The sequence below is a fragment of the Streptomyces shaanxiensis genome, assembly GCF_039537145.1.
Taxonomy (GTDB): Bacteria; Actinomycetota; Actinomycetes; order Streptomycetales; family Streptomycetaceae; genus Streptomyces; species Streptomyces shaanxiensis.
The window spans coordinates 129181-143689 of sequence record NZ_BAAAZY010000001.1; the positions used below are offsets into that span (position 1 = coordinate 129181).

A 14509-nucleotide genomic window follows, 5' to 3' on the forward strand; every position below is an offset into this window, starting at 1 on the left:
GCAGCGGCGATGCTGCGGGCCCTCCGGCGTCTTCGAAGACCTCTACGCTTCCTCTCGGCGCAGCGAGGGCTTCAGGTCCTTGAGCCGACCGAGGAGACCGTTGACGAACGAGGGCGACTCGTCCGTGGAGAACTCCTTCGCCAGCTGCACCATCTCGTCGAGCACGACCGCGTCCGGGGTCTCGTCGACCCAGATCAGCTCGTACGCGCCGAGACGCAGGATGTTGCGGTCCACGACCGGCATCCGGTCGAGCGTCCAGCCGACCGAGTACTGCGCGATCAGCTCGTCGATGCGCTTCGCATACTGCGCGTAGCCCTCGACCAGCTGCATCGTGTACTCGCTCACCGGCGGCTGCCGGGTGTCGGCCCGGGAGAGCCGGATCCAGTCCGCGAGGACCGTCAGGACGTCGGCGCCGCGCTGGTCGCCCTCGAAGAGGATCTGGAAGGCGCGCTTGCGGGCCGTGTTGCGGGCAGCCACGGTTAGCTGTTCACCCGGCCGAGGTAGTCGCTGGTGCGGGTGTCGACCTTGATCTTCTCACCGGTGGTGATGAAGAGCGGGACCTGGATCTGGTGACCGGTCTCCAGCGTGGCGGGCTTGGTGCCGCCGGTGGAGCGGTCGCCCTGGACGCCCGGCTCGGTCTCCTGGATGACGAGCTCGACGGCGGCCGGCAGCTCGACGAAGAGCACCTCGCCCTCGTGCTGCGCCACGGTCGCGGTGAAGCCCTCGATCAGGAAGTTGGCGGCGTCGCCGACGGCCTTGCGGTCGACCATGAGCTGGTCGTAGGTCTCCATGTCCATGAAGACGAAGTAGTCGCCGTCCATGTAGGAGAACTGCATGTCGCGCTTGTCGACGGTGGCCGTCTCGACCTTCACGCCGGCGTTGAAGGTCTTGTCGACGACCTTCCCGGACAGCACGTTCTTGAGCTTGGTGCGCACGAAGGCCGGGCCCTTGCCGGGCTTGACGTGCTGGAACTCGACGACGGACCAGAGCTGGCCGCCTTCGAGCTTGAGCACCATGCCGTTCTTGAGGTCGTTCGTGGAAGCCACGGTTGCGGAATCTCCTGGACTGACGTGGACGACCCCGGGGCACGCACCTGCCTAGAGGGCGAGCAGCTCCTTGGTCGTGATGGTGAGTAGCTCGGGTCCGCCGTCCGCCTCGGGGCGAACGACGAGCGTGTCATCGATCCGGACACCGCCCCGGCCCGGGAGGTGGACCCCCGGTTCGACGGTGACCGGCACGCAAGCGTCCAGTTTACCCATGGCCGCGGGAGCCAACTGCGGGTCCTCGTCGATTTCGAGCCCGACACCGTGGCCGGTGAGGGCCGGCAGGCCCTCGTGGTACCCGGCGGAATCCAGCACCTGACGTGCGGCGCGGTCCACGTCACGGTAGGCGGCGCCGGGTGTCAGCGACTCCCGTCCGGCACGCTGAGCGGCAAAGACGACGTCGTACAACTCGATCTGCCAGTCGGCGGGAGACGTACCGATGACGAAGGTACGGCCGATCTCGCACCGGTAGCCGCGGTACGTGGCCCCCAGACAGACGGAGAGGAAGTCGCCCTCCTCGACCCGGCGGTCGGTGGGCCGGTGGGCACGTCGGCCGGCGTTCGGGCCGGTGGCGACGGAGGTGCGGAAGGCCGGGCCGTCGGCGCCGTGATCGACCAGGCGCCGTTCGAGTTCCAGGGCGAGGTGGCGTTCGGTACGGCCGACGAGGATGGATTCGAGGAGCTCCCCGAGTGCCTGGTCGGCGATCTCGGCCCCGATCCTGAGACAGGAGATCTCCTCCTCGTCCTTGACCACCCGGAGCTGTTCCACGGCTCCGCCGAGGTCGGTGAGGCGCAGGCGCGGGACGACCGAGCGGATGGCTCTGTGGCGGGCCACGGTGAGGTGGTGTTCCTCCACGGCCAGGGACTCCCCGCCCTGCGCCGCCGCGAGGTCGGCCGCGGCGACGGCGGGGTCGCCCTCGGCGCCGGGGAGGTTGTGGATCCGCAGGGTCTCGTCGGGACGGCCTTCGGTGGAGCGGTCGTCGGGCGGGCCGACGCATACGAGCAGGTCTTCGGTCTTGCCGAGGAGCAGCGCGGAGCCCTGCGGGGCGGCGCCCGCGAGGTAGCGGACGTTGGCGGGGCGGGAGATCAGCGCGGTGGCGCTGCCGCTGGCTTGGCAGCGGTCCCTCAGCCGGGATCGGCGGGTGGCGTACACCTCTGACATGACCCGAGCGTAAGAGCTCCGCTGGGTTGGCGCCGGTTGGGGGCGTCTGAGTGGGCGGTGTCTGAAATGTGCGGGTTGGGAAGGTGCCGCTCGGAGGACGGGGTGCCACCGGGTGTTGTGTGCCGTCTGCGGGCCGGTGGGGGTTGATCGCGCAGTTCCCCGCGCCCCTGGGTTGGCGCGCCCCCCTGCGTTACCAGTTCGGGGGGCTTGCGATTGATCTTGAGAGTACGTCGTTCAGGACCTGGGCCGTCTGTGGGACGTCGAGTTGCGAGTTGTCGATGATCGGGAGGCCCGAGCCGTACCAGCCGGCCATGCGGCCGTGGATGCGGGCGACCTCCTCGTCGGTGAGGCGGCGGTTGCCCGAGCGTTCGGCGTTGCGCTCCAGGACGATCTCCAGGCCCGGGAGCAGGACGACCGGGAGCAGTCCCGGGCCCACGTGCCGCTTCCAGCCGCCGAGGCCGACCACCGGGCGGTCGGGGAAGACCGCGTCGTCGAGGATGCACGAGATGCCGTTGGCCAGGAAGTTGCGCGCGGCGAAGCCGCAGGTGCGGCGGGCCAGGCGGTACTGGGCCTCGGAATTGTCGTTCCACCCGGACTGGGGGTCGGCGAAGCCCGAGCGGACCCATTCGCGTACGTCGTCGAGGCTGATGTGGGCCGTGGGCACCCGGCGGTGGTCCGCCCAGTATTTGGCGACGCTCGTCTTACCGGCCCCCGCGGGCCCGATGAGCAGCACCGCGAGGGTCGTGGTCGTCGGATCCGGGGACGCCGCGGCGGGCGGGGTGCTCGGCATGGTGACGGGGCCGCCCGGCGGCAGCTGGACGTGGCCGGTGGTCTCGGGGGGCGGCGGGCCCGGCGGGGCAGGGGCCGGGGCGTGGTGTGGCGCGGGCGGGACCGGGCCGGGGGGAGTCAAGCCCGGTGCCGGAGGTGGCGGAGGCATGGGAGCGGAGCCCAGGTGCGGGGCGGGTCCCTGATGCGGTGCGGGTCCCTGATGCGCGCCCGGGTGGTGCGGACCCGGGTGTTGTGCGGCCGGTGACCAGCCGTGCCCCGACTGGTGGGGCGGCGGCAGCGGAGAACCCACTGCGTGCTGCATCCGGTGCCACTCCGTCTCGTCTTCCATGGCCATTGGCGCTGGCAGCAGGGCACGAACCCCGCTCGGTACCGAACGGTACCGCCCCCGGCCGCCGATTGGTGAACGGCCGGAGGCGGTCTGAAGTGCCCATCGCCACAGGTGAATCGGACGGAAGGGTGGTTCGCCGGACTTACTGGCCGACTTCGCCGTACGCGGCGAGGAGGACGGCCGGGTCCGGGCCCTCCAGAACGGTCGGCTTGGCCAGGCCGTCCAGGACGATGAAGCGCAGCAGATTGCCGCGGGACTTCTTGTCGACCTTCATGGTCTCCAGCAGCTTGGGCCACTGGTCGTAGCGGTAGTGCAGCGGCAGGCCCACCGATTCGAGGATCGTGCGGTGGCGGTCCGCCGTCGCGTCGTCCAACCGCCCGGCGAGACGGCCGAGTTCGGCGGCGAAGTGCATGCCGACGGAGACCGCCGCGCCGTGCCGCCACTTGTACCGCTCGTTCTTCTCGATGGCGTGGCCGAGGGTGTGGCCGTAGTTGAGGATCTCCCGCAGACCCGACTCCTTCAGGTCCGACGAGACGACCTCGGCCTTGACCCGGATCGACCGCTCGATCAGCTCGGCGGTGTGCGGGCCGGCCGGGGTCCGCGCCGCCTGCGGGTCGGCCTCGATCAGCTCCAGGATCGCCGGGTCGGCGATGAAACCGGCCTTGATGATCTCGGCGAGGCCGGACACGTAGTCGTTGACCGGGAGGGAGTCCAGCGCGGCCAGGTCGCACAGCACGCCGGCCGGCGGGTGGAAGGACCCGACGAGGTTCTTGCCCTCGGCGGTGTTGATGCCGGTCTTGCCGCCGACCGCCGCGTCCACCATGGCGAGCACGGTGGTCGGGATCGCGATCCAGCGCACCCCGCGCAGCCAGGTCGCGGCCACGAACCCGGCCAGGTCGGTGGTCGCGCCGCCGCCGACGCCGACGATGACGTCGCTGCGGGTGAAACCGGACTGGCCGAGCGCCTTCCAGCAGTAGGCGGCCACCTCGGCGGTCTTGGCCTCCTCGGCGTTCGGCACCTGGATGGCGACCGCCTCGTAGCCCTGCTCGGCCAGGTCGGCACGGAGCGCCTCGCCGGTCTCGGCCAGCGCCTCCGGGTGGACGACGGCGACCCGCTGGGCCTTGGCACCGATCAACCCGCCCAGCTCGCTCAGGAGCTGACGGCCCACCAGAACCTCGTACGGGTCGCTTCCCGCGGTGCCGCCGACCTGGATGCGCGTCACTGCCTCAGTCATGCGTCCTTCAACTCCAGTGCGTCCAGGGCGGCTTGGGTCACTTCTTCCGGGGTACGGCCGTCGGTGGCCACGACCGCCGTAGCGACCTCCTCGTACAGATGCCGGCGGGCCTCCATCAGCTCGCGCCACTGCTTGCGCGGGTTGATCGCGAGCAGGGGGCGGGCGGCGTTCAGGCCGGTGCGCTTGACGGCCTCCTCGACGTCCATCGAGAGATAGACAACCCGCTGTCCGGCGAGGAGCGCGCGCGTGTCCGCGTCCAGGATCGAACCGCCGCCCAGCGCAAGGACACCGTCGTACGTGGCGAGTGCCCGGTGCACGGCCTGCTTCTCGATCGCCCTGAACGCGGGCTCGCCCTCGTCGACGAAGATCTCCGCGATGGTCCGGCCCTGCTCGGCCACGATGTCGTCGTCGGTGTCCCGGTAGCCGACGCCGAGCCGCTCGGCCAGCAGCTGACCGACCGTGGACTTGCCCACGCCCATCGGCCCGACCAGCACCACCACAGGCGCTGCGCTCATCGGATGGCCAGGTTGTCGAGGTACGACTGCACGTTGCGGCGGGTCTCGGGCACGCTGTCGCCGCCGAACTTCTCGGCCACCGCGTCCGCGAGGACGAGCGCCACCATGGCCTCGGCGACGATGCCGGCGGCCGGGACGGCGGAGACGTCGGAGCGCTGGTGGTGGGCCTGCGTCGCCTCACCGGTCGTCACGTCCACCGTCTGCAGGGCGCGAGGCACGGTCGCGATCGGCTTCATCGCGGCGCGGACCCGCAGCAGCTCACCGGTGGTCAGGCCGCCCTCGGTGCCGCCGGAACGGCCGGAGACGCGGCGGATGCCCTCGGGCGTGTTCACGATCTCGTCGTGCGCCTTGGAGCCGGGCACCCGCGCCAGCTCGAAGCCGTCGCCGATCTCGACGCCCTTGATCGCCTGGATACCCATGAGGGCACCGGCGAGCCGGGCGTCCAGCTTGCGGTCCCAGTGCACGTGCGAGCCCAGGCCGACGGGGACGCCGTACGCGAGGATCTCGACCACGCCACCGAGGGTGTCGCCGTCCTTGTGGGCCTGGTCGATCTCGGCGACCATCGCCTTCGACGCGTCGGCGTCCAGGCAGCGCACGGGGTCCGCGTCCAGCTTCTCGACGTCGGCCGGGGTCGGGTACACGCCCTGCGGCGCCTTCGCGGCGGCCAGCTCCACGACGTGGCTGACGATCTCGATGCCGGCCGTCTCCTTGATGTACGACCGGGCCACCGCGCCCAGCGCCACACGGGCCGCCGTCTCACGGGCGGAGGCGCGCTCCAGGATCGGCCGGGCCTCGTCGAAGCCGTACTTCTGCATGCCGGCCAGGTCGGCGTGGCCGGGGCGCGGGCGGGTCAGCGGCGCGTTGCGGGCGAGGCCGGCGAGGATCTCCGGGTCGATGGGGTCGGCCGCCATGACCTGCTCCCACTTGGGCCACTCGGTGTTGCCCACCATGATCGCGACCGGGGAACCGAGCGTGAGGCCGTGCCGGACGCCGCCGATGAAGGTGACCTCGTCGCGCTCGAACTTCATGCGCGCACCGCGTCCATAGCCGAGGCGGCGCCGGGCCAGGTGGTCCGCCACCATCTCCGTGGTGATCGGCACGCCGGCGGGAAGGCCCTCCAGCGTCGCGACGAGTGCGGGGCCATGGGACTCCCCCGCGGTCAGCCAGCGCAACCTGCTCAACGGTGCTCCTCGATGCTCGCGCCCTGGTACTGCCCTGCGTACGCGCGTCCTCGCGTACGTCGACGGCGCGACCAGGTGCGCGGCCCCGGCCCGCCACCTCCGATCCTCCCACGTCCGGGACCGGTGCCCGGCCGCCGGTCCACCAGACGGACGGCGGAGGGACGGCACGGGGCGGCGGAAGGGATCACGCGGGGCCGCTGCCCGACCGCTGCTGCGGGGCGTACGAGCCGAGATGGTCGGCGCCGCTGCCCTGCGGGCCCGGCTGCGCGGCCTGCGCCTGCTGCGGGGCGTAGGCGCCGAGGAAATCGGCACCGCTCGGCTGCTGCGTCTGCGGCTGGGGAGCGTACGGTCCCAGATAGTCGGCGCCCCTCCGCTGCCCGTGCTGCGCCGCCGTATGAACGACCTGCCCCTCGCGCACCGCACGCCGCCGGGCGATCTTGCGCTTCAGCTTGACCGTCCATGAGGCGAGGACGGCCAGTACGACCAGGATGAGGACGGCGATCTGCACCCAGTCCGGCAGGAACTGCAGGATGACCTCGAATATCTCGCCCTTGCCGGACGCCAGCGGCGCACCTGTGGACACGCGCGTGCTCCCCCTCTGTTGTGCTCCGCCCCTGCGGAACCCAGCGGATCCTAGCGGGCCGCGAGAGCGCGCTCTCCCGCCTTTCGCATGGCGTCCAGGGGTGCCGGAACACGGCCGGTCATCTGCTCCACCTGCAGCACCGCCTGGTGCACCAGCAGGTCGAGCCCGCTGACGACGGCTCCGCCGTACATGGACCAGCGGGCGGCGAGAGCGGTGGGCCAGGGGTCGTAGAGCACGTCGAACAGGGTGGCGGGGCGTTCCGGTACGGCGGCGGCGAGGGCGTCCGTCGTACCGGCCGGGGTGGTCGCGATCACCAGTGGCGCGCGCAGCGCCCGGTCGGCGTCCGCCCAGTCGGCCGTGCGCACCTCGATGTCGAGTCGCTCGCCCCACTGCCGCATCTCGGCGGCGCGTGCCTCGCTGCGTACGTACGCCACGACCTCACCGGTGCAGATCCGCGCGAGCGCGGCCAGCGCGGAGGACGCCGTGGCGCCCGCGCCCAGGACGGCCGCCGAGTCGACCTGTTCGATGCCGCGCTCCCGCAGCGCGGCGACCATCCCGGGGATGTCGGTGTTGTCGCCGACGCGGCGGCCGTCCTCGGTGAAGACAACCGTGTTGACCGTCTCGACCGAGGCCGCCGTCTCGCTGATCTCGTCGAGCAGCGGGATGACGGCCCGCTTGAGCGGCATGGTCAGCGACAACCCGGCCCACTCCGGTCCGAGGTCCGCGAAGAACCCGGGCAGAGCGGACTCGTCGATCTCGAACCGGTCGTACGACCAGCCAGTGAGCCTCAGTTCCTCGTACGCGGCGCGGTGCAGCACCGGGGAGAGGGAGTGGGCGATGGGCGAACCGAGGACGGCCGCCCGGCGGGCGTCAGTTGCCCCTGCTCTCATTGAACTTGTCCTTGAGCTTCAGGAAATCGTCGTGGGTCTTGGCGAATTCTGTCTTGTTCACGCCGTCGGTCGCCACGAAGTAGTACCAACCCTCGTCGGTCGGATTCAGCGTCCCCTTCATCGCACCCTCGCCCGGGTTGCCGATCGGACCGGGCGGCAGACCCTTCTGCGTGTACGTGTTGTACGGGTCCTGGTTGCTCTTGATCTCCGACTCGCTGATGTCGATGTTGCTCTGACCCTTCAGGTAATTGAAGGTCGAGTCGAACTGAAGGGCACCGTAGGTCTCGGGGTTCGCGAGATCGAGGCGGTTGTAGACCACCTCCGCCATCTTGCGGTAGTCGTCGTTGGTCTTGCCCTCCGCCTGGACGAGGCTGGCGACCGTGATGACCTGCAGCGGGTTGTCCAGCTTGAGCGCCTTGGCCTTGGACTCCAGGTTGAGCGCGTCGTACTTGCTCGCGGCCTGGGTCACCATCTCCTTCAGCACCGCTTCGGGCTTCATACCCTTTGCGGCGGGATAGGTGCCCGGGTAGAGGAAGCCCTCCAGCGGGTCCTTGATTTCGCTGTTGTCGTTCGCCCAGCTCGGAAGTCCGAGGGTCTTGTATTTCTCCTCGGCGGCCTTCTCGGTGCTGCCGGACGGCAATTCGAGCTGTTTGTCGATCGCCTTGTAGACGGTCAGATTCCGCTCGCCCGGCCTGACCAGAACGTTGTTCTGGCTCTTGGGGTCGAGCATCATCTCGACGGCACTCGCGGCGGACATCTGCTTCTTCAGCAGATAGGCGCCCGCCTGGATCTTGCCTCCGTCGGGGTTCTCCTGCTGCGCGACGACGAAGGCGTCCACGCTCTTCACCACATCGGCGGCCTTCAGCAGCTGACCGATCTCGGATCCCAACGCGCCCTTGGGGATCTCGACAGTCACCGTCGCGCTCGTGCCCTCACCCGCGTAGTCCGGAGCGGAGCCGAAACGATCCTGGTAGAACTGGTACCCGAAATATCCGACTCCGGCCACGCCTCCGCCGAAGATCAGTACGACCACCAGGCAGGCGAACCCGCTGCGGCGCTTCTTGGGTTTACCGCCCCGGCCCCGCCGGTCGCCGCGCCCTCGGCCGTCCCCCGACTCGTCGTCGGAGTCGTCGTCATCGTCGCCGCCACCGGCGAAGAAGGCGTGTTCGCCCTGGTCAGGTCCCGGATCCCAGTCGGTCTGGGGCGGCTCGGGTTCGGCCTGCCGCCGACTCGGCGGCTCCGGCGGAGGGTATGCCTCGGGGGTCCCGTAGTAGTCGGGCTGCTGACCGCCGTAGGCAGCGGCCTGCTGCCCGTAGGGGTCCGCCGGGTCGGGGTACTGGACCTGGTGGTGAGTGCCGGTCGCCCAGCCGTTGTTGTCGTACGGCTGCTGCCCCTGGCCCGCGTAGTGCTGCTGGTCGTACTGCTGCTGGTACTGCTGATCCTGGCCCTGCTGCTGGTACGGCTGCTGCCCCTGGCCCTGCTGCTGGTACTGCTGCTGTCCCTGACCCTGCTGCGGGTACTGCTGCTGCGCCTGACCGTATGCGGCCTGCTGGCCGTTGCCCCAGTCCCCGTAGTGCTGGGGCTGCTGCGGCTGCTGCTCCGGATAGTGCTGCGGCTGGCCGCCGTAGGCAGCTTGCTGGCCCGTGTGGGCCTGCTGCCCTTCCCATCCGCCGTCCCCGAACAACGGGTCCTCGGGATGCCACGGTTCGGAGCCGGGGCCCCGGCCATACTCAGTCATCGATCCCCTAGAGCCGCGAGGCGGCGGTCACGCGGCTGTTGAAGATCCGGCTCCCGTCCCGCCTCTCTTGGTGCGCCAGCTGTTCGAACACCGGCGCATCGCGCGGAACGTTACCGTATCGCGATCAGATAACCACTTCGACGCTCTCGCCCGGAGCTTTACCTGACACCCGTTCGGATTCGAGCGCCTGCTGCAAGATGATCACAGCGGCTGCCTGGTCGATCACCGACCGGCCCTTCTTCGACTTCACGCCCGAGGCGCGCAGTCCCTGACTGGCCGTCACGGTAGTCATCCGCTCGTCCACGAGCCTGACCGGTACGGGCGCGATCATGCGTGCCAGTTCCTGGGCGAAGCCCCTGACCTTGACCGCGGCCGGACCCTCGCCCCCCTTGAGGGAGCGAGGCAGCCCGACGACGACCTCGATCGGCTCGTACTCCTCGACGAGCTGCTTGAGGCGACGGTGAGCTGCGGGGATGTCCCGGCCCGGGACCGTCTCCACCGGTGTGGCGAGGATCCCGTCGGGGTCGCACGAGGCGACGCCGATCCGGGCGTCGCCTACGTCGATCGCCAGACGACGGCCGCGGCGCATGCCCCGGCCGTCGCCACTCGCGAGTGTGTCGTCGCTCACTTGGCCGTTTCCGCCACGAGCCGCTCGACCGCGTCGACGGCCTCGCCGACGGCGGCCGGGTTCTGGCCGCCGCCCTGGGCGACGTCCGGCTTGCCGCCACCGCCGCCACCGAGGGTCTTGGCTGCCGTACGCACCAGGTCACCGGCCTTGAGACCGCGCTCGCGGGCGGCCTCGTTGGTGGCGATGACCGTCAGCGGCTTGCCGTTGTTGACGGTGAACAGGGCCACCACGGCGGCCCGTCCGCCCTGGATGCGACCGCGCACGTCGAGGACCAGCTTGCGCAGGTCGTCCGCCGTGGTGCCGTCCGGGACCTGACCGGTGACGACGGCGATGCCGTGGACGTCCTTGGCCGACTCGGCGAGACCGGCGGCGGCCTGGAGCACCTTCTCGGCGCGGAACTTCTCGATCTCCTTCTCGGCGTCCTTCAGCTTGCCGAGCATCGCGGAGACCTTCTCCGGCAGTTCCTCCGGGCGGCCCTTGATCAGCTCCTGGAGCTGGGCGACGACCGTGTGCTCGCGGGCGAGGAAGTTGTAGGCGTCCACGCCGACGAGAGCCTCGATACGGCGCACACCGGAGCCGATCGACGACTCGCCGAGCAGCTTCACCAGGCCGAGCTGGGAGGTGTTGTGCACGTGCGTGCCGCCGCACAGCTCCTTGGAGAAGTCGCCGATCGTCACGACGCGCACGCGCTCGCCGTACTTCTCGCCGAACTCGGCGATGGCGCCCTGCTTCTTGGCCTCGTCGATGCCCATGACGTCCGCGCGGACATCGAGATCGCGGGCGAGGACCTCGTTGATCTTCTGCTCGACGTCGGTCATCACGGCCGTCGGCACGGCGGACGGCGAACCGAAGTCGAAGCGGAAGCGGCCCGGCTGGTTCTCGGAGCCGGCCTGGGCGGCCGTCGGGCCGAGGGCGTCACGCAGCGCCTGGTGGGTGAGGTGCGTCGCCGAGTGGGCGCGGGCGATGGCCGTGCGGCGGCGGGCGTCGATCGAGGCGTGGGCCTTGGCGCCGACGGTGACCTCGCCGACCTGGACGACGCCCTTGTGGACGTACACGCCCGGGACCGGCTTCTGGCAGTCGCGGATCTCGATGACGGCACCGGTGTCGACCTTGATGCGGCCGGTGTCGCCGATCTGACCGCCGCCCTCGGCGTAGAACGGGGTGCGGTCGAGGACGATCTCGACCTCGTCGCCCTCGGTGGCCGCCGGGGAGGAGGCGCCGTCGACGAGGATGCCGACGATGGTGGACTCGCCCTCGGTGTCCGAGTAACCGATGAAGTCGGTCTCGCCGACCTTGTCGGCGATCTCCCGGTAGGCGCCGGCGCCGGCGTGGCCGGTCTTCTTGGCCTGGGCGTCGGCCTTGGCGCGCTCCCGCTGCTCCTTCATCAGGCGGCGGAAGCCGTCCTCGTCCACGGAGAGCCCCTGCTCGGCGGCCATCTCGAGGGTGAGGTCGATCGGGAAGCCCCAGGTGTCGTGGAGCAGGAAGGCCTTGTCGCCGGCCAGGACGGTGGAGCCCGCGGCCTTGGTGTCGGTGACGGCCGTGTCGAGGATGTTGGTGCCGGCCTTCAGCGTCTTGAGGAAGGCGTTCTCCTCGGCGAGGGCGACCTTCTCGATGCGCTCGCGGTCGGTGACGAGCTCGGGGTACTGCTGGCCCATCATGCCGATGACGACGTCGATCAGGTCCTTGACGACCGGACCGGTGGCGCCCAGCAGACGCATGTTGCGGATGGCGCGGCGCATGATGCGGCGCAGCACGTAGCCGCGGCCCTCGTTGCCGGGGGTGACGCCGTCGCCGATGAGCATGGTGGCCGTACGCATGTGGTCGGTGACCACGCGCAGGGAGACATCAGAGGCGTGGGCGTCGCCGTACGCGACACCCGTCAGCTCGGTGGCCTTCTTGATGACGGCCATGGAAGTGTCGATCTCGTACATGTTCTGCACGCCCTGCAGAATCATGGCGAGTCGCTCCAGGCCGAGGCCGGTGTCGATGTTCTTGCTGGGCAGTTCGCCGAGGATCTCGAAGTTGTCCTTGCCGGTGCCCTGGCCGCGCTCGTACTGCATGAAGACGAGGTTCCAGATCTCCACGTACCGCTCGTCGTTGACGGCGGGACCGCCCTCGACGCCGAACTCGGGGCCGCGGTCGTAGTTGATCTCGGAACAGGGGCCACACGGACCCGGGACGCCCATGGACCAGTAGTTGTCCTTCATGCCGAGACGCTGGATGCGCTCCTTCGGCACACCGACGACCTCGTGCCAGATGCGCTCGGCCTCGTCGTCGTCCTTGTAGACGGTGATCCAGAGCTTCTCCGGCTCCAGGCCGTAACCACCCTTGTCCTGGGGGCTGGTGAGCAGCTCCCAGGCGTGCTTGATGGCGCCTTCCTTGAAGTAGTCGCCGAAGGAGAAGTTGCCGCACATCTGGAAGAACGTGCCGTGCCGCGTGGTCTTGCCGACCTCTTCGATGTCCGGTGTGCGCACGCACTTCTGGACGCTCGTGGCGCGGGGGTAGGGCGGCTTGACCTCGCCCAGGAAGTAGGGCTTGAAGGGCACCATGCCGGCCGGGACGAGGAGCAGAGTCGGGTCGTCCGCGATGAGCGACGCCGAAGGGACGACGGTGTGCCCGCGCTCCTCGAAGAAGCTCAGCCAGCGGCGGCGAATCTCGGCCGACTCCATCAGTGGTCCTCGTTTCGGTTGTACGAGTACGTCGTCCTGTCGACGTACTTCGGGTTGTTGCGGTTCTCGATGGCGGCGTACCGCCGGGGTGAGGGGAGTTCGTGGTCGACGGGGGCGTTGAGCCCGAGCGCGTCGCCCAGTTCCTCCTCTCGCTGGGCCATGTTGTCGCGGACGTCGAGCGCGAAGCCCACCGCGCGGTCCTTGAGCCGGTGACCGGCCTCGAGCGCCTTGTTCGCCGCGGTCGCGGCGAGGCTCTCGGGGGTCAGCTGCTTCAGCTTCCGGTTGACCTTGGTGGTGGCCCACACACCGGCGGCGACGCCCGTGGTGAACCAGAACGTACGGCGGAACATGCTGGGTCTCAGTCCCTCTTTCCGCGGAGGTTTCGCTTGTCCCGTCGCGCGGCCGGAACCGTGCGGCCCACGATCACGGTACGCCGGGACTCCTTGGCGGGCGCGTCGTCCTTGCGGCCGCCGCCGAGGGCCCGGCGTACGCCGTAGCCGAAGGCCGCGACCTTGACCAGGGGGCCGCCGAAGGTGGACGCGACGGTGGTCGACAGGGCGGAGGCGTTGGAGGTGACCTCCTGGACGTCGGAGGCGATCGCGTCGACCCGGTCGATCTGGGTCTGTGCGGAGCGCACCGCCGTGGAGGCCTCTGCCAGGAGCGGGACGGCCTGGTCGGTCACATCCGCGACGAGCTTGGTCGTCGCCTTGAGCGTCTGGGCCAGCCTCGCCAGCGCGACGGCGAGGAAGGAGACCAGGATCGCCCAGAAGACGGCCACCAGGATCCCGGCAACCTCTCCACCGGACACTGTGTGCACCCGCTCCCTGAAACGTGCCTCAACATCGGTCTACATCGAAAAAGTCGTGCACCGAGCCTATCGCGCCCGGGATGCCGCTCCGCACCGGATTACCGCGCGCACGGAGCCGAGTTGTCGCGGCCAAGCGAAAGCCCGCCGTCTCCCCCACCCGGAAGGGCGGGGGAGACGGCGGGCTCAGGCGCAGAAGTCCTACGACCGCTGAAGGATCAACGGGCGTAGTACTCGACGACGAGCTGCTCGTCGCAGATCACCGGGATCTCCTTGCGGTTCGGCTCACGGTCCAGGCGGAACGCCAGGGCCTTGAGGTTCACCTGGAGGTAGCGCGGGGTCTCACCCTCGGGGGCGAAGCCACCCTCGCGGGCGATGGAGAAGAGGGTCTTCTCGCGGCTGCGCTCGCGGACCATCACGACGTCGTCGGGACGGACACGGAACGACGGCTTGTCGACCTTCTGGCCGTTGACCTCGATGTGGCCGTGAACGACCATCTGACGGGCCTGGTAGATGGTGCGGGCGATGCCCGAACGCAGGACCAGGGCGTCGAGACGACGCTCGAGCTCGATGATCAGGGCCTCACCGGTCTTGCCCTGAACCTTGGAGGCACGCTCGTAGGCGCGGACGAGCTGACGCTCGGACACGTCGTACTGCGCACGCAGACGCTGCTTCTCGAGCAGACGGACCTTGTAGTCCGAGTTCTGCTTGCGGCCACGGCCGTGCTCACCCGGCGGGTAGGGACGGGCCTCGAAGTACTTGACGGCCTTCGGGGTCAGCGCGATGCCCAGGGCACGCGACTTCTTGACCTTGGGGCGGGACTGGTTCGCCACTTCTTTTCCTTTTCCTGTTTCGGCTGCCTCAGAGTTACGGGAGGTCGCAATCCGCAGCCGGGGAATTCCCGACAGGTCCACGAGGGACTTGCCAGGCAGCCGCTCCCCTGGT

Annotated in this window: 15 protein-coding genes; all 15 read right to left on the bottom strand. The window is 69.8% G+C overall.

Features of this window, described 5'->3' with window-relative positions:
• Positions 1–42: 42 nt before the first annotated feature.
• Complete coding sequence (gene nusB, locus ABD932_RS00550) at positions 43–477, bottom strand: transcription antitermination factor NusB (protein ID WP_345007944.1); 435 nt, start codon at positions 475–477, stop codon at positions 43–45.
• 2 nt (positions 478–479) lie between these two features.
• Positions 480–1046, bottom strand: a complete 567-nt coding sequence (gene efp / locus ABD932_RS00555) for an elongation factor P (RefSeq protein ID WP_030048852.1) — start codon at positions 1044–1046, stop codon at positions 480–482.
• 51 nt (positions 1047–1097) lie between these two features.
• Entirely contained in the window at positions 1098–2204 is a 1107-nt protein-coding gene (locus tag ABD932_RS00560; protein ID WP_345007947.1) for an aminopeptidase P family protein, read from the bottom strand.
• Positions 2205–2394: 190 nt separating this feature from the next.
• The gene (locus tag ABD932_RS00565; protein ID WP_345007949.1) at positions 2395–3294 is read right to left on the bottom strand and encodes a Pro-rich N-terminal domain-containing protein; all 900 of its coding nucleotides are present in this window, start codon (positions 3292–3294) and stop codon (positions 2395–2397) included.
• 169 nt (positions 3295–3463) lie between these two features.
• Positions 3464–4555, bottom strand: a complete 1092-nt coding sequence (aroB, locus tag ABD932_RS00570) for a 3-dehydroquinate synthase (RefSeq protein WP_345007951.1) — start codon at positions 4553–4555, stop codon at positions 3464–3466.
• The gene (locus ABD932_RS00575) at positions 4552–5070 is read right to left on the bottom strand and encodes a shikimate kinase (RefSeq protein WP_250085498.1); all 519 of its coding nucleotides are present in this window, start codon (positions 5068–5070) and stop codon (positions 4552–4554) included. Before ABD932_RS00575 ends, aroB begins: the two co-directional genes overlap by 4 nt.
• Complete coding sequence (aroC, locus tag ABD932_RS00580) at positions 5067–6251, bottom strand: chorismate synthase (RefSeq protein WP_345007954.1); 1185 nt, start codon at positions 6249–6251, stop codon at positions 5067–5069. The genes ABD932_RS00575 and aroC overlap by 4 nt, the downstream gene beginning before the upstream one ends.
• A 184-nt stretch (positions 6252–6435) precedes the next feature.
• Positions 6436–6834, bottom strand: coding sequence for a hypothetical protein (locus tag ABD932_RS00585; RefSeq protein ID WP_345007956.1), 399 nt, complete (start codon positions 6832–6834; stop codon positions 6436–6438).
• A 50-nt stretch (positions 6835–6884) separates the two neighbouring features.
• Entirely contained in the window at positions 6885–7724 is an 840-nt protein-coding gene (locus tag ABD932_RS00590; protein WP_345007958.1) for a shikimate dehydrogenase, read from the bottom strand.
• Entirely contained in the window at positions 7705–9462 is a 1758-nt protein-coding gene (gene mltG, locus ABD932_RS00595) for an endolytic transglycosylase MltG (RefSeq protein WP_345007960.1), read from the bottom strand. Before mltG ends, ABD932_RS00590 begins: the two co-directional genes overlap by 20 nt.
• A 124-nt stretch (positions 9463–9586) precedes the next feature.
• Positions 9587–10051, bottom strand: a complete 465-nt coding sequence (ruvX, locus tag ABD932_RS00600; RefSeq protein ID WP_126399301.1) for a Holliday junction resolvase RuvX — start codon at positions 10049–10051, stop codon at positions 9587–9589.
• A 35-nt stretch (positions 10052–10086) separates the two neighbouring features.
• The gene (alaS, locus tag ABD932_RS00605; RefSeq protein ID WP_345007962.1) at positions 10087–12759 is read right to left on the bottom strand and encodes an alanine--tRNA ligase; all 2673 of its coding nucleotides are present in this window, start codon (positions 12757–12759) and stop codon (positions 10087–10089) included.
• The gene (locus ABD932_RS00610; RefSeq protein WP_345007963.1) at positions 12759–13109 is read right to left on the bottom strand and encodes a hypothetical protein; all 351 of its coding nucleotides are present in this window, start codon (positions 13107–13109) and stop codon (positions 12759–12761) included. The genes alaS and ABD932_RS00610 overlap by 1 nt, the downstream gene beginning before the upstream one ends.
• A gap of 8 nt (positions 13110–13117) precedes the next feature.
• Positions 13118–13576 carry a DUF948 domain-containing protein gene (locus tag ABD932_RS00615; protein ID WP_345007965.1) on the bottom strand — a complete coding sequence of 153 codons (459 nt, stop codon included), beginning with the start codon at positions 13574–13576 and terminating at the stop codon, positions 13118–13120.
• 206 nt (positions 13577–13782) lie between these two features.
• A complete protein-coding gene (gene rpsD / locus ABD932_RS00620; RefSeq protein ID WP_015661793.1) occupies positions 13783–14397 on the bottom strand; it encodes a 30S ribosomal protein S4 in 615 nt (204 codons plus the stop codon).
• Positions 14398–14509 lie beyond the last annotated feature (112 nt).